Here is an 18,602-nt window from a genome sequence, read left to right on the forward strand (position 1 = left end):
ATTTTATGATATCCAAGTATAAAAATTACTTGTTTATAATTGAAGATTTTTTATATAATTCTCCTCAAGAGAGGATGGAATGGATTAAATTTATTAATAAAATCCCAATAAACAAAAGATATTTTGCTACATATAGCTGCGATATTAGCAGACAAAGTCTATACTCAACCATAAGTAATCTTAGCATAAAATGTAACTTTTATAACGTTTTAACTCCATCTTATCTATTATTAGATTATTGCAAGAGTATTTATAGTAAAATAAATATCTATCCTATAAGCTATACAATGGATTTTCATGACCTTTATTTATGTAATATCAAAATAGATTTTATAGATCCAAACTTAATTATAATTAATACTAATGAAATACCAAAAAAAGATATGACTACAATAAATAATTTTAATATTCCATTAATATTTTCTTCAAATTTATGTACTAATAGGTTTGACACCTGTATAGCATGTAATGATAATTGCAGTTTAAAATACATTAAAACCTTCTATAAAAATAGATTGATAATACCTGATTGCCCTCCTTACTATAATACGACTTATCTATTTAAAAAATTTAATATAGATACTAAAGATACTATATTGGTAACTTCTAAATTTAGGAACGATAATTTAGAATTACAAAAGAACGGATGCAAAATTGCATTGATTTTAAAAAACAAACTAGAACTTGAAGAGTATATAAAATCACCCTATGATGTAGATATTATTGTAGAAAACTTAGATAATCTATCCTATTGGCTAAACTTAAAAGAGGAGACATAGTCTCCTCTTTTATATATTATGTTAATTATTCAAATTCTGGTTCAATAAGTCCATAATTTCCGTCTTTTCTTTTATAAATTACATTTACATCGCCAGTATCTGCACTCTCATAAACAAAGAAATTATGTCCTAAAAGTTCCATTTGAAGCAAAGCTTCCTCATCTGACATCGGCTTTATAGCAAATTTTTTTGTTTTTACTATTCTAGGCTCCTGTACATCCTTACGTTCTTCGTCAGGTATAAATTGGAATTTAAGTGAATCACCATGAAGCCTTTTTTGAAGTTTAGTTTTTTGTTTTCTTATCTGTCTTTCTAGTTTATCCACCACTAAATCAATTGAAGCGTACATATCTTCAGTTGCCTCTTCCCCTCTTAAGATTACTCCATTGAAAGGAATTGTTACTTCTATTATTTGCCTACTTTTTTGTACACTCAATGTAGCGTGGGCTTCTACATTTGGACTAAAGTACTTATCTAATTTATCTAATTTCTTTTCAACTACATTTCTTAATGCATTTGTAATTTCAATATTCTTGCCATTCACTATAATTTTCATACATTCAGCCCCTCCCTATACTCTTATAAAAGAGTAATGTTTGTTTTGTTACCTTTATTTTAATACTGTTGAGTATAAATTACAAGTTAAATTATCTAAATTTACAAAATATTAAATATAATAGACACTCTCATATTAACTATTCCTTAAACTATCACCAAATTACTATATTGCTCTATATATAAAAAAGAGTTCTTATCCTAAAATAAGAACTCTTTTTATCAAGTTAGCTGACCTGATCTTTGACCCCACACCCGCCTGCTGGAGTTTTCGCTACCGGGAATTAACCTCTCACTACTGGCCCTCTCGTCAATAAATTCTAACGGCAGGACTTACTTCTAAGCCGCACCATGCTCATTAAACATTTTATTTAACTTACGTGGATCGTTTCGCCTGCGACTGGCATCGACTTTCAATCACAGACCTAACTCAATATATTAAAATTATACATTACTTTTCGCTACAGTCAAGATATTTATTTCTTTTGCTCCGTTATTCATAAGCTCTTTTGCACAATTATATGCTGTAGCTCCAGTTGTAATCACATCATCGATTAATATTATTTTTTTATTATTTATTTTATTTTTATTATATATATAAAAGGAATCATGAACATTATTCCACCGCTCACTACTATTCAACCCTATTTGATCTAAGGTATCCTTAGTTTTACTAAGAGATTTAATAACTGGTATATCTAAATATTTACCTACTACCTTAGCTAAATATTCACTTTGATTATATCCTCTTTTTTTAATGGCTTTTTTAGTCATTGGGACAAAAGTTAAATAATGAGCATGGATTCCACTTTCTATTATTTTCTTACTCAGTAAGTGCCCTAATACTTCACCACATTGAAAGTCTTTTTTATATTTTAGTCTTATTATCATATGTGCTATATTATCTGAATAGTTTGCTAAACTATAACATTTAAAACTATAATCTTCTCTCTTAATTGAAAATGAACCTGTAATAAAATTTATCTTATTTAGACATCTTTGACAAAGAAAGCTCTCTTCCATATAGGCCTTACATAATGGGCATTCATCTCTTTCACTATATATTATGGATAATACTGCATCTACTATATTCTTTAAATACTTAATAATCCCATTTCCCACGCTTCTCTATTGAATTTCCTTACCATATTTTTAGCTTTATACATTTGTTCATTTTCTTCATTTGCTACAAATAGGAGCTCTCTGCCTATTCTGTTTTTATTTAAAGCCTCTGCCCCACAAAAATAAACTAATTTTTTATAATCAAACACATGGTTATCGGAAAAAAACACCATTTCATTAGTATCTTCGCTAGGGTAAAGTCTAAAGGCTCTCTCTTTTAAATCATTCGTTATCAATATTCCCGATTTACACTTTTCAAAATTTAACAATATTTTTTTAGAATTTTCATTTTTATAATAGCAAACTATATTATTAGTTAGCTCCTTACAGTATTTATCAATGTACTGAAATACGTTAAATATATGTTCTTCATATGGAACATATAAAATAATTTTTTTATTACTATGAAGCCACCATTTTAAGTATTCATAAATTGTATATGGTATATCTAAATTTAAGTCTATTTTTGTAGTTACAATTCTCGGCTCTACTAATGGCAGTCTATTCTCCAAAATAGGAAAACATATTTCTCTTTTTTTATTAAACAAAGCTTCAACAGAATAAGATATGAGCTTACCATTCTCTTTACAACATTTTGCCATTATATCTATAATTTCATATTTACTATAAATAGGAAAACTCCTTATGTCATCGTAGATTACTATATCAAATTTACTTTTTAATTTTAAAGCATTATCGTAATTACATACTATTAAATTTCTATCTAGCTCTATGGATGGATTTTTTAAATAAGCATAGTTTCTAGGAAAAGCTCTTTTTTTAAAATTTCTGAGTACATCAATATATTCCTCTTCCTCATTTGTTATATAGAGAATTTTGTTATTCAATCTTAAATAATCTCCTATAACTTTAGTTAATAAATATGAGGAATTATTAGGTACAGTTATTATGTTTAAAAATTGCTCTCCTGAATATAACCAATTTAAAATTTGATTTTCTAGCCTTTCCTCTTCAGAATTTAATTTCGTAATTTTACTCATAAACATAAGTCCTACACTCCAATATCATTATGTTTTAATTAGCAGCATTCATAATGTTTTCTATTCTCCATTTTAAAAGCGAATATCTTTCAAAACTCTTATTATTGTCAATCATAAATTTTATAGATTTTAAAGAGCCTACTATTACAACCAAACTCTTAGCACGAGTTATACCAGTATATAATAGATTTCTATTCATAAGCAATGGCGGTCCCATAAAAGCAGGAATAATTATTACCGGGAATTCACTTCCTTGACTTTTATGTATAGTTATAGCATATGCTAATTCCAGCTCATCAAGATAAATACTTTCATAAACGACCTTTCTTTCTTCATCAAATACTACTGTCAATGTATCATTCTCTTCATCTATATCTTTTATATATCCCATATCACCATTAAATATACCTACCCCCTCATTTTCACCTATTCCAGCTACTCTTTTCCACTTTAACGAGTAGTTGTTTTTGATCTGCATTACCTTATCTCCAGCTCTAAATAAAGTTTCTCTAAATTGTTTTTCTTTTTTATCACTCGACTTAGGATTTAGCACATCTTTGAGTTTTTCATTTAAATTATCTACTCCAAGCATGCCTTTTCTCATAGGGCTTAATATTTGGATATGTTTTAGTTTATCCCAATCTTTATTAAATTTCGGTAATCTTTTGTCTATTAGGCTAATTACTGTATCTAAAATTTTTGAGCTATCATCATTATTTATAAAATAAAAATCCTTATCTTTCTCATTCAAAATAGGAATTTCACCATTATTAATTTTATGAGCATTTAAAGCTATCATACTCTTTGAAGATTGCCTAAATATATCTTTTAACCTTACTACTTTTACACAATTGCTTTCAATTAAATCTCTTAGCACATTTCCTGGCCCAACAGATGGAAGTTGGTCCACATCTCCAACAATTATCAATCTTGTACCTAGCGGCACTGCTTTTAATAAATTATGCATGAGAACTATATCTATCATCGAAGCTTCATCAACGATTATAACATCGCACTCTAAAGGAGCTTCTTCAGTTTTAGAGAATAATTCCTCATCATCTTCCCCCATTCCCATTTCTAGCAATCTGTGTATTGTTTTAGCCTCTTTCCCTGTAGCCTCCCCCATTCTTTTTGCTGCTCTTCCAGTAGGTGCAGCCATAAAAACACTCATTCCATACTTTTCGAATATTTGACTTATGCAGTTTATTATTGTGGTTTTTCCTGTACCAGGACCTCCAGTAATTATTTCAATACCATTTAATAATGCACCCTTTATAGCTTCTTTTTGAGAAGGGGCAAATTTAATATTGTTATTTTCTTCAAACTCATTTATTTCTTTATCTATATCTATTTCTAGTTTATTAAAATTCCCTAGAGAAAGTGTAATAATTTTTTTTGTTATACCTAATTCACAGTAATAGTAAGGTATTGTAAATACATATTGTTCTCCATTACACTCCTCTATTTTAATTTTGCCTTCATAAGCATTATATATTAAACTTTCTTTTAGAAGTTCTTCACTAACCCCTAATATACTTATTCCTTCTTTAATAAGCCTATCCATAGGCATGCATGTATGACCTAACCCACAAAACTGATTTATTATATATTTTATTCCACAACCTACTCTAAAAGGGGAACTGAGTTCAATTCCCAAATTTCTTGCGATTTTATCTGCAGTTTTAAATCCAAAACCTGATATTTCTTCTGTTAAAATATATGGGTTCTCCTTAACTATTCTTATAGAATCACTCTTAAATCTTTTATATATTTTTAAACATTGATTAGTAGTTACTCCGTAATTTTGAAAAAACATCATTATATTTTTTAACTCTTTTTGTTTGCCGTAGGATTTATAAATAATGGCTATTTTTTTCTCCCCTATGCCTTCAATCTCTTTTAGTCTTTCAATATCATTCTCCAATACATTAAACGCAGATTCTCCAAAGGCCTCCACTATTTTTTTGGCAGTAACAGGTCCTATTCCAGATATTATTCCTGAAGCTAAATATCTTTCTATACCTTTTATAGTATTTGGCAAAGTTTCTTCACAACTATCAACTCTAAATTGCTCTCCAAATTGAGGATGTGTAACCCATTCCCCAACTAAGTTCAAATCTTGCCCCTCCATTATATAAGGTATGCATCCTGTTATAGTTATTGTTTTATTTTTTTCTTTCACCCTAGCTACTACATATCCATTATCATCATTTTTAAATATGATAGAATCTACAGTTACTTGTACTTCTGCCATAAAATCTCTCCTACTCTTTTTATCCGATAGCTAACCGCCACTAATATCCCATTTGGGTTCTTCGCTTAAGCCACACTAAATTTTACTTTATATGACTACATTATAACATAATATTTTACATCATTAATATTATTGACTACCTATAAAATAAAAACACAATAATCACTATGGTTATAATTTTTTTCTATCTATGTAATAATTATTACATAAGTGTATTGCTAAATATTAAACAACAAATTAAATTACTGTTTATATTAATTTGTTCAATTTTTCAAATCAATGTACGTAAGCCATTTACATAGTAGATATATTGACTGAATTAATCGTTTAATTTACTATAATGATATAAATTGATATAAAAATAAAAAGAAGGTGTATATATGTATACTAAAATTTTAGTGGTTGAAGATGAGAAAGCTATCGCTAATTTAATCGAATTGTATCTAACGAATGAAAATTTCATAGTGTTCAAATGTTATACAGGAACAGAAGCAATGAAAGTTATAGAAACCGAAGATTTAGACATGGCTATTTTAGATATCATGCTCCCAGATATAGATGGGTTTTCTATTTGCAAAAAAATAAGAGATTCGTATAACTTCCCAATCATTATGTTGACTGCAAAAGATGAAGAGGTGGATAAAATCACAGGTTTAACATTAGGTGCAGATGATTATATTACAAAGCCATTTCGACCACTAGAGCTAGTGGCACGAGTAAAAGCACAATTAAGAAGGTTTACAAAATATAATCAATTAAACAAATCCCCAAAAGAAGACATAATCTCTATAGGAGGGCTAGTAGTAGACAAAAATAATCATGAATGTTTTTTAAATGAAAAACCTTTATCTTTGACTCCTACGGAATTTTCAATTCTATGGGTTTTGTGTGAGAACAAAGGGCAAGTGGTAAGCTCTGACAAGTTATTTCATGAAGTTTGGGGAGATAAATACTTTAGCAACAGCAACAACACCATCATGGTTCACATTAGACACTTGAGAGAAAAAATGAATGATTCAGCTGAAAATCCGAAATATATCAAAACGGTATGGGGAGTTGGTTATAAAATTGAAAACTAATAACACTAGAAAAAATGATTATTTAGCGTTCAAACGAAAAATATTTTTTAAAGTATTAATACTTATTTTATTAAGCTTTGGATTTTTAGGGTTATTAAGTTCCTTATTACGAGGCCGTTTTGGTAATTGGATTGTAGATTTCTTACGAAATACATTTTATTTATCCGAGTCAGATGCAGTGATTATTCACCAATATATATTCCGCAATAACATAGATAAAATTATGTTAGTTTTAAGTGTCATTTTTTTCTTAATTATTTTTCAATTTGCTATGTCTTGGGTTACAAAATACTTTGATGAAATTGATAAGGGCATGGACGACTTAATGAAAGGTTCAGATAAAGAAATTGAACTATCTCCAGAACTGAGCTTCATGGAAACTAAACTAAATATGTGCAAACATATTCTAGAGAAGAGAGAAAGAGATGCAAAACAGTCGGAACAAAGGAAGAATGATTTAGTTGTTTATCTTGCACATGATATAAAGACTCCTCTTACTTCAGTTATCGGATACTTGGATTTAATGTCAGAAGTCCCAGATATGCCTATTGAACAAAGGGCAAAATATATGGATCTTACTTTAGAAAAAGCAAATCGACTTGAAAAGCTTATCAACGAATTTTTTGAAATTACCAGATATAATCTTCAAACCATTGTATTAGAGAAAAGAGACTTTAATTTATCCTATATGTTATTTCAAATGGCAGATGAATTTTATCCAATGCTTTCTGAAAAAAAACAAGAAGTTGTAGTAAATGCAGAAGATAATATTATGTTTTATGGTGATCCGGATAAGCTGGCACGAGTATTTAATAATGTATTTAAAAATGCAATTGCATATGGTGATGAAAATAGTAAAATTACAATAGATGTCCATAGACAATCACAGGATGCCATTATAGCTTTTAAAAATTATGGAAAAACTATTCCATCACAAAAACTAAATAGTATATTTGAAAAGTTTTATAGATTGGATGAATCCAGAGGAACGGCCACCGGCAATGCCGGGCTAGGTCTTGCTATCGCCAAAGAGATTGTAATTTTACATGAAGGTGAAATTTATGCAGAAAGCAATGATGGTTATACAATATTCCATATAAAAATACCTGGAGTAATCAACAACTAAAAAACACTATTCCTTTATGATATGAAGATTCATAGAGGAATGGTGTTTTTTTATTTTCACTATATTTTAAAATTTAAAATATATCTTCGATGAATTTACTCTCTATAATCAAATTTCCCAAAATAATACCTACCGAAAATATTAAGCGCTCCATAAGTAATTCTTAAGATATTAATAAGTATATATATACAAAGTTTTTCCTCATTTTCTATAAACTATAATTATTGCTGGAACAGCCAATAGCAAATTAATAAATTATGTAATCAAAGTATGGAAATACAATATAAAAAATAGAGGTGGATTAATTATGAAAAGAAAATTTTTAACAATTTTAATATCAGCAATACTTTGCATATCTATGTCAGCATGTAATAAATCTACAGGAAAAAATTCAAAACAAACTAAAAATGAAACTAATAAAACAGAAACTGTGCAAGATGATACGGCAAGAAGGTTTGAAGATTTAGGAATTGAGTTTAGCTTACCTAATAAGTGGAAGAATAAAGCAGAAAATATAGATGCATATGCAACAGCACCAGAAGAGAATATAGAAGGTCAAGTAATCGTTAGTTTTATACTTGATGAGACTATGGAAAAGGCACGAAAGTTAAATGAGGAGGCATCTAAAATTCCAGAAACAGATAAAGAAGAAATCAAAAAAGCTGCAGCAGAAATTATGGATTTAACTAATGAATTTAAAGAATTATGGACTGTAGTAAGTATAGATAAGAGCAAAAAAGAAGGCAAAGTTCAAAAAGATTTATTTTCAAAATATGAAAATAAGGATTTAATAGGTAAAGAAGGTAGTCTTGAATTTTACTTATTATATAATAATAAGCCTGATACTAATGGTTTATCAGAAAGATCTAAGAAAGACTATGAAGAAATATATGGAGGAATTAAAGAATTTAAAAGCTTAATTAAAATATTTAAACCAGTAACAGAACAAGAAAAATTAAGTAAACATAAGAAATTTGAATTTAAAACTAAAACTCTAGATGGTAAAGAAATAGATAGCAGTATTTTTAAAGATAGTAAGCTTACGATGGTAAATATATGGGCAACATATTGTAGTCCATGCATAGCAGAAATGCCTGACATTGAAAAGCTTTATGAGGAAGTTAAGGATGAGAATATTAATGTAATTGGTCTTGTTTCAGATACACCGGATGTAGACAATGAAGAATTAGCTAAGAAAATTTTATCAAAAAAAGGTGTGACGTTTGCTAATATTATTCCAGATGAAAAGATTATGAATAATATATTAAACGATGTTTCAGGAGTTCCAACTACATTCTTTGTTGATAGTGAAGGAAATATCATTGGAGAGTTTGTAGTAGGTTCTAAGAACAAAGATGAATATATGAAAGAAATTCAAGATAGATTAAAAAGTATAAAATAGCAAGCTACATACATCGGCAAGAGTAATAATTTTATGATTTTAAGGTAAATTATTTTGATGAACTTTTATAGTTTCAAGAATGAATATTCTATTATAAAGATACTTTAATAAATGATATATTAAGGGCGTGAAATTTATGAATGTAAATAGATTTGATAAAAGTGAAGTATTTATAAGATATAGTATCTTAATTATGAGTATTGTATTTATTTTCACTGGGATATATAGAGATGAAGTAAGAATTGTATTAAAAAAAGCAATAAACATATGTCTGGAGTGCATAGGAATTGGATAAAAGAAGAATAACACAAATTATTGTAGCTATAATGACAAATGCAAATATAAATGGTTTTCTAAAAGGTAATATATTTAAAGGAAATACTAAAAGAATCTGTGTTCCAGGTCTAAACTGTTATTCTTGTCCTGGAGCTCTGGGCTCTTGTCCAATAGGTTCTTTGCAGGCTGTTATTGGAACTATAAAATATAATTTTTCATTATATGTAGTTGGATTCATGTCTTTATTTGGTGTTATATTTGGCAGATTTATATGTGGGTGGTTATGTCCCTTTGGCCTTATTCAAGATTTACTGCATAAGACACCTTCTAAAAAGATAACTGTAAATAAAAAAGTAAATAATGTACTCAAATATTTAAAATATATCATATTAGCATTATTTGTTATAATATTACCTATGTTTTTAGTAAATGAATTTGGAATAAGTCTTCCATATTTTTGTCAATACATATGCCCTGCTGGAACACTAGAGGGTGGAATACCATTAATTTCACTAAATAAATCTTTAAGGGGAGCTATCGGATATTTATTTGCCTGGAAGATGTTCTTACTAATTGTCATTATTATATCATCAATATTTATATACAGACCATTTTGTAGATATATATGTCCATTAGGAGCATTTTACTCATTATTTAATAAAGTAAGTTTTTATAAATATGAAGTAGACAAAGATAAATGTACAAGCTGTAATGCTTGCACACATAAGTGCAAAATGAGTATAGAAGTTTATAAAAACCCTAATAGCTGTGAATGTATTAGGTGTGGAGAATGTGTAAAAATATGTCCTACAAAATCTATAAAAAAGGGAGTTAAGTTTTAGAATCTTAAATATGAATAAGTATAGAATATTTAAGATTCTAAGAAACACCATTCCTTTATGATGTAAAATTCATGAAGGAATGGTGTTTCTTATTTTTATGATTTTTAAAATCCTGAAATTATTAAGTAGTCCTTAAGAAAATCTTAATAGGTCTATAAGCCGTTGTTTACACAAAGAATGTTCAATTTTATTAGAATTATGTTGTAAGGAAATATTGAAACTTATATTTAAGGAGGAATATTAAAATGACAGCTCATAGACAAAAATACAAGATAAAAAAGAAGAAGATAAAGCGTGTTCGTTCAATACTATGTGTATGCGCAGTATGTATCACAACTTTATTTTTGTCAAATTATCTAATAAATAGAATCAACCAAAAAACAGAATCATCTGTAAAATCTTCAAAAATAATAGTTGCCGATGGAGTTAATCAGATTGTAGCTAATAATTTATATAGTTCAAATGCTATTCTCATTGGTCTAGATGATAATCATATATTATTAGATAAATCATCTGATGAAAGAATCTACCCAGCGTCACTTACAAAAATTATGACGGCAATAGTGGCAATTGAAAATCTACCAGACTTACACGAAATGATTTATCTGCCAGAGAATATGTTTAAAAAATTGTATTCTGAAGGTGCTTCTATGGCAGGTTTTTTACCCAAGGAAAATGTAGAAGCAATAGATTTGATTTATGGGGTGTTATTACCCTCCGGGGCAGAAAGCTGTATAGGATTAGCCCAAGCAATCTCAGGTTCAGAAAGAAAATATGTAAAGCTAATGAATGAAAAAGCTAAAAAATTAGGAATGAAGAGTACTCATTTTACTAATTCCACAGGACTGCATGACAGGAATCATTATAGCACTGTAAATGATATTGCTAAACTACTGAAATATGCATTACAAAACGATACTTTTCGAGAAGTATTCACTTCAAAACGTCATTCGACGAAAGCAACTGATCTCCATCCCGATGGAATCACTTTTCACAGTACAATGTTCAAACACATGAGTACAGAAGAGGTGAATAACGGTATTATCCAAGGTGGGAAAACTGGTTATACAGAGGAAGCTAAATTATGTCTTGCTAGCTTGGCAAAAATAGACGGCAAGGAATATATTTTAGTCACCGCTAATGCAGAGGGGAATCCTCAAACAGAGCAATTCAACATTTTGGATGCATTTACTGTATATAATCAAACTTTCGAAAACAGTGCTGCCTCGAAGTAAAAAGTGAGCTGCCTCACTTTTTATTTTGAGGCAGCTTCTTTCTTTTTATAAATATTTCTTTATATCCTGAACCTTATCTAAGTTTTCCCATGGAACATTTAAATCTGTTCTTCCAAAATGTCCATATGCAGCTGTCTGCTTATAAATAGGTCTTCTTAAATCTAAGTTTTTAATTATAGCTGCAGGTCTTAAATCGAATACTTTGTTTATTATTTCAACAATTTTATCATTTGGTATTTTTCCTGTTTCAAAGGTATCAACAGCTATAGAAACTGGTTTAGCAACTCCAATAGCATAAGCTAGTTGGATTTCTATTTTATCTGATACTCCTGCTGCTACTAAGTTCTTAGCCACCCATCTAGCTGCATAAGCTGCTGATCTATCAACCTTTGTTGGATCCTTTCCTGAGAAAGCTCCACCACCATGTCTTCCATATCCTCCATAGGTATCAACTATTATTTTTCTACCTGTTAAACCCGCATCTCCTTGTGGCCCTCCCACAACGAATCTTCCCGTTGGGTTTATATAGTATTTTGTATTTTCATCTAATAATTCCTTTGGAACAATTTCATTAATTACATGTTTTAGTATATCTTTTTCTATTTCTTCTCTAGTAACTTCTGGACTATGCTGAGTAGACACTACTATTGTATCTATTCTTACAGGCTTACCATCTTCATATTCTACGGTAACCTGAGTTTTACCATCTGGTCTTAAATATGATAATGTTTCATCTTTTCTAACTTCTGATAATTTTCTAGCAAGTTTATGAGCCATAGCTATTGGCATTGGCATATATTCTGGTGTCTCATTTGTAGCAAACCCAAACATCATACCTTGGTCTCCAGCACCTATAGCCTCATCTCTATCCATTTCTCCTTTTTTAGATTCTAAGGATTCATTTACTCCCATAGCAATATCAGGAGATTGTTCATTTATAGATGTTAATACAGCACATGTATCACTATCAAAACCATACTTTGCTCTTGTATATCCTATTCCTTCAATGGTTTCTCTAACAATTTTAGTGATATCTACATAACAGTTAGTTGTTATCTCTCCAACAACTAGAACCATACCAGTAGTTACTGTAGTTTCACAAGCAACTCTTCCTTTTGGATCTTTTTCAAGTATTGCATCTAAAACTGCATCGGATATTTGGTCACATATTTTATCTGGATGTCCTTCTGTAACTGACTCTGAAGTAAACAACTTTCTCATCTTTTTTCCTCCATTTCAACTTGTATAAAAAATAAAGCCTCTTCAATAAGAAGAGGCGCCATAACGTTACGTTCCTCTTATCTTGCAGAAATTTTCTGCAGGAATTGGCACCTTAGCACATAGTACTGGTTGCCGGGTTTCATAGGGCCCTTTCCCTCCACCTCTCTTGATAAGAGCATTTTATTACATTTTACTTAAGTATTATATCATACTAAAAATTTTATGTCAATTATGTCTTTCGTAATTAAACAAAATAAAAAAGACACATAAATGTGTCTTTGGTGGAGGAGGACGGATTCGAACCATCGAAGGTATATACCAACAGATTTACAGTCTGCCCCCTTTAGCCACTCGGGAACTCCTCCATACATGGAGCTGGCAATAGGACTTGAACCTACAACCTGCTGATTACAAGTCAGCTGCTCTGCCAATTGAGCCATGCCAGCATATTTATTAAATTTTATATGGTGGAGGAGGACGGATTCGAACCATCGAAGGTATATACCAACAGATTTACAGTCTGCCCCCTTTAGCCACTCGGGAACTCCTCCACATATGGAGCTGGCAATAGGACTTGAACCTACAACCTGCTGATTACAAGTCAGCTGCTCTGCCAATTGAGCCATGCCAGCACATTTTATAATTAAATTGTCCAGTTAACTTAATGCGTTAACAAGGAATAGTATACATTCTTATTAAATAAAATTCAAACGTCATAATGCACCATTATTTAAATCCTTATTGAATTTGCTTAATATTACTCTATATATCTTTCATTTAATGTATATGTTATATTCAATTATTTTTACTTTATTTGTTTTGAAGTTTATATTATAATGCTATTGAATCAAGTAATTACTATAAATATTTATAAAACAATTAAGGAGATAATTATGCAAAAACTTTTAAGTAAATTAAGAAGAGCCGTAATTGATTTTAAGTTAATAGAAACTGGAGATAAAGTAGCCGTTGGATTATCTGGAGGAAAAGATAGTATCACTTTACTTCATTTATTAAGTAAATATAGGACTTTTTCTCCAGAGAAGTTTGAACTAATAGCTATAACTATAGATCCTAAAACAGGAGCTGATTTTACTCCATTAGAAAAACTTTGCAAAGAGTTGGATGTTCCTTTTCATATAATAGAATCTAATATTAAAGAAATAGTTTTTGACATAAGAAAAGAAAAAAACCCTTGTTCTTTATGCGCCAATTTAAGAAGAGGTATATTAAATGATAAAGCAAAAGAATTAGGTTGCAATAAAATTGCTTTAGGTCATCATAAAAATGACGCTATAGAAACTCTTTTAATGTCTATGTTTTACGAAGGTAGAATAAATAGTTTTTCACCTAAAACTTACTTAAGTAGAAAAGATGTGACTATAATAAGACCTATGGTATACATAGATGAATTAGATATTAAAAATACATCTAAAAAGTATAGCTTTCCTATAGTTGAAAACCCTTGTCCTGCTAATGGTTTTACAAAAAGACAGTATATAAAAGACTTAACCTATAGTTTAGAAAAAGAAATTCCCGGATTAAAAGATCATTTACTGGGTTCATTAACGAATATTGAACAGCTAAATGTTTGGGATAAAAATAAGTATTAACCAATAAAATTAATAATAGTCCACCATGCCTCATATACATTATTATGGAGGTGTGACTATTGAATAAAGTTAAAGCTCATTTTAAAGATCCTTTTTCTTATTTAAGCATAGGTGACTTTATAAGTAATCATATGGATTTGAATACAATTATAGTATGCATAGGTACTGATAGATGTATAGGAGACAGCCTAGGCCCTTTAGTAGGCACATTTTTAACCGAAGAACTTTTCCCTCTTCCTATTTACGGAACCATTTCAGAACCTATCCATGCTTTAAATATCGATAGAAAACTCAATGATATTAAATTAACTCATCCTAATTCAAATATCATAGCTATAGATGCTTGTTTAGGAGATCATGATAATATAGGTGAAGTGCATGCAAGAGATTATTCTATACATCCTGGTAAAGGTGTGGGTAAAACCCTCCCCTATGTTGGTGATGCCTCAATCATAGGAATAGTAGACTCCTCGGAGAATAATATATTTATTAATAATAAGATTAGATTAGATTTAATATTCAAGTTAGCTAAAGTTATCACTAAATCCTTATTTCATAGTTATCAATTAAACTTCTCTAATAAGTGAATAAGACAACAATAAAAAGCAACGGTTTTACACCCTTGCTTTTTATTGCTAAACATAACTCTAATCAATTAAACTTATATCGTCTCCTGTCCCCCCTGAATCTAGCTTATCCACAAAATCTAGTACCTTACCAGTACCTAATGCTACACAAGAAACTGCATCCTCTGCTACATGAACAGGAACTTTAGTTATATCTTGTATTAACTTATCTAAACCATGCAATAAAGCTCCTCCTCCTGTCATTACAATTCCCTTGTCCGCTATATCTGACGCTAGTTCAGGTGGTGTTTTTTCTAAAACTGAATGAGTACATTCTGCTATAGCAGTTACTGGTTCACTTAAAGCTTCTCTCATTTCTTCTGAAGATACCGTTATATTTTTAGGAAGTCCTGTAACTAAATCTCTTCCTCTTATCTCCATTGTAACTTCTTCGTCTCTCTCATAAGCTGATCCAATATTAATTTTTAAATCTTCTGCTGTTCTTTCACCAATCATAAGTTTATGTTTTTTTCTTATATATCTTATAATAGATTCATCGAATTTATCTCCAGCAATTTTAATAGAGGATCTTACAACTATTCCACCTAAAGATATGACAGCAATGTCTGTGGTTCCTCCACCTATGTCTATAACCATACTTCCACTTGCTTTAGTTATATCAAGTCCCGCTCCAATAGCTGCTGCTAAAGGTTCTTCTATTAAAAACACCTTTTTTGCTCCTGCATTCTTTGCCGCATCTATTACAGCTCTTTTTTCCACCTCTGTAGCTTCAGTAGGAATACATACAACTACTCTCGGGGATACAATCTTTCTCTTTCCACAAACTCTTCTTATAAAATATTTAAGCATTTTTTCTGTTAAATCATAATCTGATATGACCCCATCTTTTAGGGGACGGATAGCTACAATGTTCCCAGGAGTTCTGCCTATCATCTGCCTGGCCTCTTCTCCTACGGCTAAAACTTTATTTTTACTTTTATCTATAGCTACTACTGAAGGATCCTTTAATACAACACCTTTTCCTTTAATAAATACTAATACTGTTGCGGTTCCTAAATCTATTCCCATATCGGTTCCAACATTGAAGAAAAACATCCCTATTATTCACACCTACTCTTTCGTTATACTTTTATTGAAATGAAAATTATTGAAAATTTGCCATAACAATATAATTTAATTATAATAGGAATGTGACTATCCTTCAATAGCTTTATACTTCATTTTAGTTGCTTTTCCACCTCTTATATGTCTTTCCGATTTATTGTAATCCATTATAGTTTTTGCTTCTTCAGCAATTTGTGGATTTATTTTCGGCAATCTTTCAGTCATATCTTTATGAATTGTACTTTTACTTACTCCAAACACCTTTGCGGTTTTCCTAATAGTAGCTTTTGAACTTATAATATAATTTGCCACTTCTAGAACTCTTTCTTCAATGTAGTCCTTCAATACGCTACCTCCTTAACTCTTCTATATTTATAAATATGCGTTACCATTTCTTTAAATTACATTTGGTAGGCCATTTCCCCATGTTATATGAGGAAAATGGCTACACTTTTAATTTTAATATTGTATATATTTTGCAGGATTTATAAACTCTTCATTTTTCATTACTGCAAAATGTAAGTGATCTCCATAAGTTTCATAGGATGCTCTAACAGTGCTTTTGCCAACAGTTCCTATTTTAGTTCCTGTTTTAACTGTCTGATCCTTAGTTACTGATACTTTTGGATCTAAATTAGCATATACAGTTTTTAATCCATTTTGATGATTAATAGTAACTTGAACTCCGTCTATGCTATCAGTCTCAATGCTCTCTACTTTACCTTCCATAACAGCCACTACTGACTTACCAACTTCACATTTAATATCCATACCGAAATTAGGTCTATGGCTATTAGTAGATTTCCAATATACAGGTTCTTCAGAATAGTCTCTTGCTAAAATTCCTTCTACTGGTTTTATAAATTTTGTATTTACTGTAGTAGAAACTTCTGCAGTTTTATTTTCTTCCTTTTTAGTTTCTGTTTCTTTTTTCACTGTATCATCTTTATCATTTTTAACTTGAAGAGCATTATCAAAATCTTCAAAAGGTTTTTCAGTAATTTCACCTATTTCTTTTCCTGTTTCATTAACAATGCCAGGTTGATTTGAAGATATTTCGTCTTTGTTAATTCTATTGTTCCTTGATACCATAACCGCTACTGTAGCTAGTATACAAAGGCACAGGAATAGTATTACGTAAAACCCCTCCTTCTTAATAAAGTTTGAAAATTTTTTAGAGAATTTTTTTTCCATACAAACACCTCCTTTTTGTAGTTTGTCCAGTACATAGTAAAAAATACATTTTTTATTTAATTTTTTTTCTATTTATTTCTATATTTTTTTACATTTTTTGATAAAATAAAATAAGCTGCTGATTTTTCCAAATCAACAGCTTATTTTATCGCCTCACTACCTATAATTCCGTATATTTTTTTATATTAATACCTTTATAATAGTGAGTTAGTATATCCTCATATGTCTTCCCACTCTTAGCAAAAGCATTAGCTCCCCACTGACTCATACCAACTCCATGGCCATATCCTTTACAAACTATATCTATAGTATCTTTGTTAAACACAAAACTGAAGTTAGTAGAATTCAATCCTAACATGCTTCTAAATTTAGTACCTGTGATAGTGGTTTTACCTACTTGTAATTCTTTTACACTACCTGCCGAAGTTCTACTCTTTATTTTAATACTATTTTTTAAACTATTAGATGATGGTATGGAATTGGGATAATAACTATTAATTATCTTAGCAAAACTAGAGTAAGAATAGCTTACACTTGAGTTGAATTTAGGAGCACCTTCCTCTCCTGGGCTATCTACACTTTGTAGGTATGGAACTGCTTGAGAGAATACATCTTCTGCATCTTCAGTTTTTCCACTACTTACTGCAAAATAATAAAGTTCTTTAGCTATAGAACCATTATATGTTACTACCTCTCCTTTTGTTTTAGCAACAGCTTCCTCGATTTTATTCCAATACTCTTCTCTCTTACTATTAGGCCATCCGCTGAATCTTTCTTCTTTAGATATATAAACTTGGCAATGAACCGTATCGCAAATATCTCCCTCATTACTTTGGGTGCATTGCTGCCCTCCAATCCCCTTCATGCGAGTTAATGCATAGGTTCTTGCTGCTACCGCCTGTGCCTTTAAAGCTTCTATATGAAACTCTGCTGGCATTTCAGCAGCTACTACACCTTTTATATACTCTTCAATATCCATTTCTTTGATAGATTTAGTTTTCGAAATATATACCTTAATCTTTAAATCTTCTTTCTTCTTCTCTTTTAAAGTAACTTCACTAGGGTTTACATTGAATTCCTTAAGACTTTGCCCTTTGCTGTTATTAGGTTTTAGTGTTAAATATGAGATTAATGTTGTAAAAGTCATAAGCAAAAAAACTGTCACCAATAACGTAGACAAATAAAAAAATACACTATTTTTTTTCATATAGG

18 protein-coding genes, 4 tRNA genes and 1 riboswitch are annotated in these 18,602 nt (G+C 30.1%); of the genes, 9 read left to right on the forward strand and 13 right to left on the reverse strand.

What is annotated here, in order from left to right; genetic code table 11:
* Positions 1 to 5: 5 nt before the first annotated feature.
* Positions 6 to 779 carry a hypothetical protein gene (locus KQI86_RS17380; protein ID WP_216440681.1) on the forward strand — a complete coding sequence of 258 codons (774 nt, stop codon included), beginning with the start codon at positions 6 to 8 and terminating at the stop codon, positions 777 to 779.
* A gap of 25 nt (positions 780 to 804) precedes the next feature.
* Here KQI86_RS17380 and hpf read toward each other — a convergent pair whose 3' ends face one another.
* The 4 genes from hpf to recD2 all read right to left on the reverse strand — a co-directional run bounded on the left by hpf (position 805) and on the right by recD2 (position 5,711).
* Entirely contained in the window at positions 805 to 1,335 is a 531-nt protein-coding gene (gene hpf, locus KQI86_RS17385) for a ribosome hibernation-promoting factor, HPF/YfiA family (RefSeq protein WP_216440682.1), read from the reverse strand.
* Positions 1,336 to 1,778: 443 nt separating this feature from the next.
* Positions 1,779 to 2,456, reverse strand: a complete 678-nt coding sequence (locus KQI86_RS17390) for a ComF family protein (RefSeq protein WP_216440683.1) — start codon at positions 2,454 to 2,456, stop codon at positions 1,779 to 1,781.
* Positions 2,429 to 3,463 carry a hypothetical protein gene (locus tag KQI86_RS17395; RefSeq protein WP_216440684.1) on the reverse strand — a complete coding sequence of 345 codons (1,035 nt, stop codon included), beginning with the start codon at positions 3,461 to 3,463 and terminating at the stop codon, positions 2,429 to 2,431. Before KQI86_RS17395 ends, KQI86_RS17390 begins: the two co-directional genes overlap by 28 nt.
* Positions 3,464 to 3,491: 28 nt before the next feature.
* Complete coding sequence (gene recD2, locus KQI86_RS17400) at positions 3,492 to 5,711, reverse strand: SF1B family DNA helicase RecD2 (RefSeq protein ID WP_216440685.1); 2,220 nt, start codon at positions 5,709 to 5,711, stop codon at positions 3,492 to 3,494.
* Between the two features lie 380 nt (positions 5,712 to 6,091).
* Here recD2 and vanR point away from each other — a divergent pair, with 380 nt between their 5' ends.
* From vanR to KQI86_RS17430, 6 genes are all read left to right on the forward strand, one after another.
* The gene (gene vanR, locus KQI86_RS17405; RefSeq protein ID WP_216440686.1) at positions 6,092 to 6,790 is read left to right on the forward strand and encodes a VanR-ABDEGLN family response regulator transcription factor; all 699 of its coding nucleotides are present in this window, start codon (positions 6,092 to 6,094) and stop codon (positions 6,788 to 6,790) included.
* Entirely contained in the window at positions 6,768 to 7,916 is a 1,149-nt protein-coding gene (locus KQI86_RS17410; protein WP_425514391.1) for a sensor histidine kinase, read from the forward strand. The genes vanR and KQI86_RS17410 overlap by 23 nt, the downstream gene beginning before the upstream one ends.
* 307 nt (positions 7,917 to 8,223) lie before the next feature.
* Positions 8,224 to 9,318, forward strand: coding sequence for a TlpA family protein disulfide reductase (locus KQI86_RS17415; RefSeq protein WP_216440687.1), 1,095 nt, complete (start codon positions 8,224 to 8,226; stop codon positions 9,316 to 9,318).
* Positions 9,319 to 9,454: 136 nt separating this feature from the next.
* A complete protein-coding gene (locus KQI86_RS17420) occupies positions 9,455 to 9,613 on the forward strand; it encodes a CD1871A family CXXC motif-containing protein (RefSeq protein WP_216440688.1) in 159 nt (52 codons plus the stop codon).
* Positions 9,606 to 10,436, forward strand: coding sequence for a 4Fe-4S binding protein (locus tag KQI86_RS17425; RefSeq protein WP_343216191.1), 831 nt, complete (start codon positions 9,606 to 9,608; stop codon positions 10,434 to 10,436). The genes KQI86_RS17420 and KQI86_RS17425 overlap by 8 nt, the downstream gene beginning before the upstream one ends.
* Before the next feature lie 245 nt (positions 10,437 to 10,681).
* On the forward strand, positions 10,682 to 11,671 hold the full coding sequence (locus KQI86_RS17430) for a D-alanyl-D-alanine carboxypeptidase family protein (RefSeq protein ID WP_216440689.1): 990 nt from the start codon (positions 10,682 to 10,684) through the stop codon (positions 11,669 to 11,671).
* A gap of 45 nt (positions 11,672 to 11,716) precedes the next feature.
* On the opposite strand, the gene metK is transcribed toward KQI86_RS17430, so the two are convergent.
* From metK to KQI86_RS17455, 5 genes are all read right to left on the reverse strand, one after another.
* Complete coding sequence (gene metK, locus KQI86_RS17435; protein ID WP_216440690.1) at positions 11,717 to 12,892, reverse strand: methionine adenosyltransferase; 1,176 nt, start codon at positions 12,890 to 12,892, stop codon at positions 11,717 to 11,719.
* A gap of 74 nt (positions 12,893 to 12,966) precedes the next feature.
* Positions 12,967 to 13,068, reverse strand: a riboswitch (SAM riboswitch).
* 103 nt (positions 13,069 to 13,171) lie between these two features.
* Positions 13,172 to 13,257: transfer RNA gene (locus KQI86_RS17440), tRNA-Tyr, on the reverse strand.
* 5 nt (positions 13,258 to 13,262) lie between these two features.
* Positions 13,263 to 13,338, reverse strand: a tRNA-Thr gene (locus tag KQI86_RS17445).
* A gap of 19 nt (positions 13,339 to 13,357) precedes the next feature.
* Positions 13,358 to 13,443: transfer RNA gene (locus KQI86_RS17450), tRNA-Tyr, on the reverse strand.
* Positions 13,444 to 13,448: 5 nt separating this feature from the next.
* Positions 13,449 to 13,524 (reverse strand) — tRNA-Thr (locus tag KQI86_RS17455).
* Between the two features lie 261 nt (positions 13,525 to 13,785).
* On the opposite strand from KQI86_RS17455, the gene KQI86_RS17460 reads away from it, so the two are divergent.
* Positions 13,786 to 14,505, forward strand: a complete 720-nt coding sequence (locus tag KQI86_RS17460; RefSeq protein ID WP_216440691.1) for a tRNA 2-thiocytidine biosynthesis TtcA family protein — start codon at positions 13,786 to 13,788, stop codon at positions 14,503 to 14,505.
* A 59-nt stretch (positions 14,506 to 14,564) separates the two neighbouring features.
* A complete protein-coding gene (gene yyaC / locus KQI86_RS17465; protein WP_216440692.1) occupies positions 14,565 to 15,092 on the forward strand; it encodes a spore protease YyaC in 528 nt (175 codons plus the stop codon).
* 60 nt (positions 15,093 to 15,152) lie between these two features.
* On the opposite strand, the gene mreB is transcribed toward yyaC, so the two are convergent.
* The 4 genes from mreB to spoIID form a co-directional block, all read right to left on the reverse strand.
* Positions 15,153 to 16,187, reverse strand: coding sequence for a rod shape-determining protein (mreB, locus tag KQI86_RS17470; protein WP_216440693.1), 1,035 nt, complete (start codon positions 16,185 to 16,187; stop codon positions 15,153 to 15,155).
* Between the two features lie 99 nt (positions 16,188 to 16,286).
* A complete protein-coding gene (gene spoIIID, locus KQI86_RS17475; protein WP_216440694.1) occupies positions 16,287 to 16,541 on the reverse strand; it encodes a sporulation transcriptional regulator SpoIIID in 255 nt (84 codons plus the stop codon).
* 114 nt (positions 16,542 to 16,655) lie between these two features.
* Positions 16,656 to 17,390, reverse strand: coding sequence for a M23 family metallopeptidase (locus KQI86_RS17480; protein WP_216440695.1), 735 nt, complete (start codon positions 17,388 to 17,390; stop codon positions 16,656 to 16,658).
* A 160-nt stretch (positions 17,391 to 17,550) separates the two neighbouring features.
* On the reverse strand, positions 17,551 to 18,597 hold the full coding sequence (spoIID, locus tag KQI86_RS17485; protein ID WP_216440696.1) for a stage II sporulation protein D: 1,047 nt from the start codon (positions 18,595 to 18,597) through the stop codon (positions 17,551 to 17,553).
* Positions 18,598 to 18,602 lie beyond the last annotated feature (5 nt).

It is taken from the genome of Clostridium mobile, assembly GCF_018918285.1.
GTDB lineage: Bacteria > Bacillota > Clostridia > Clostridiales > Clostridiaceae > Clostridium_AW > Clostridium_AW mobile.

Excerpts from the sequence above, each read along its gene's own strand:
- hpf (WP_216440682.1), bottom strand. The coding sequence starts at position 1,335 with ATGAAAATTATAGTGAATGGCAAGAATATTGAAATTACAAATGCATTA.
- vanR (WP_216440686.1), top strand. The coding sequence starts at position 6,092 with ATGTATACTAAAATTTTAGTGGTTGAAGATGAGAAAGCTATCGCTAAT.
- spoIID (WP_216440696.1), bottom strand. The coding sequence starts at position 18,597 with ATGAAAAAAAATAGTGTATTTTTTTATTTGTCTACGTTATTGGTGACA.
- metK (WP_216440690.1), bottom strand. The coding sequence starts at position 12,892 with ATGAGAAAGTTGTTTACTTCAGAGTCAGTTACAGAAGGACATCCAGAT.
- mreB (WP_216440693.1), bottom strand. The coding sequence starts at position 16,187 with ATGTTTTTCTTCAATGTTGGAACCGATATGGGAATAGATTTAGGAACC.
- KQI86_RS17430 (WP_216440689.1), top strand. The coding sequence starts at position 10,682 with ATGACAGCTCATAGACAAAAATACAAGATAAAAAAGAAGAAGATAAAG.
- KQI86_RS17380 (WP_216440681.1), top strand. The coding sequence starts at position 6 with ATGATATCCAAGTATAAAAATTACTTGTTTATAATTGAAGATTTTTTA.
- KQI86_RS17420 (WP_216440688.1), top strand. The coding sequence starts at position 9,455 with ATGAATGTAAATAGATTTGATAAAAGTGAAGTATTTATAAGATATAGT.
- KQI86_RS17415 (WP_216440687.1), top strand. The coding sequence starts at position 8,224 with ATGAAAAGAAAATTTTTAACAATTTTAATATCAGCAATACTTTGCATA.
- KQI86_RS17395 (WP_216440684.1), bottom strand. The coding sequence starts at position 3,463 with ATGTTTATGAGTAAAATTACGAAATTAAATTCTGAAGAGGAAAGGCTA.
- KQI86_RS17460 (WP_216440691.1), top strand. The coding sequence starts at position 13,786 with ATGCAAAAACTTTTAAGTAAATTAAGAAGAGCCGTAATTGATTTTAAG.
- KQI86_RS17480 (WP_216440695.1), bottom strand. The coding sequence starts at position 17,390 with ATGGAAAAAAAATTCTCTAAAAAATTTTCAAACTTTATTAAGAAGGAG.
- recD2 (WP_216440685.1), bottom strand. The coding sequence starts at position 5,711 with ATGGCAGAAGTACAAGTAACTGTAGATTCTATCATATTTAAAAATGAT.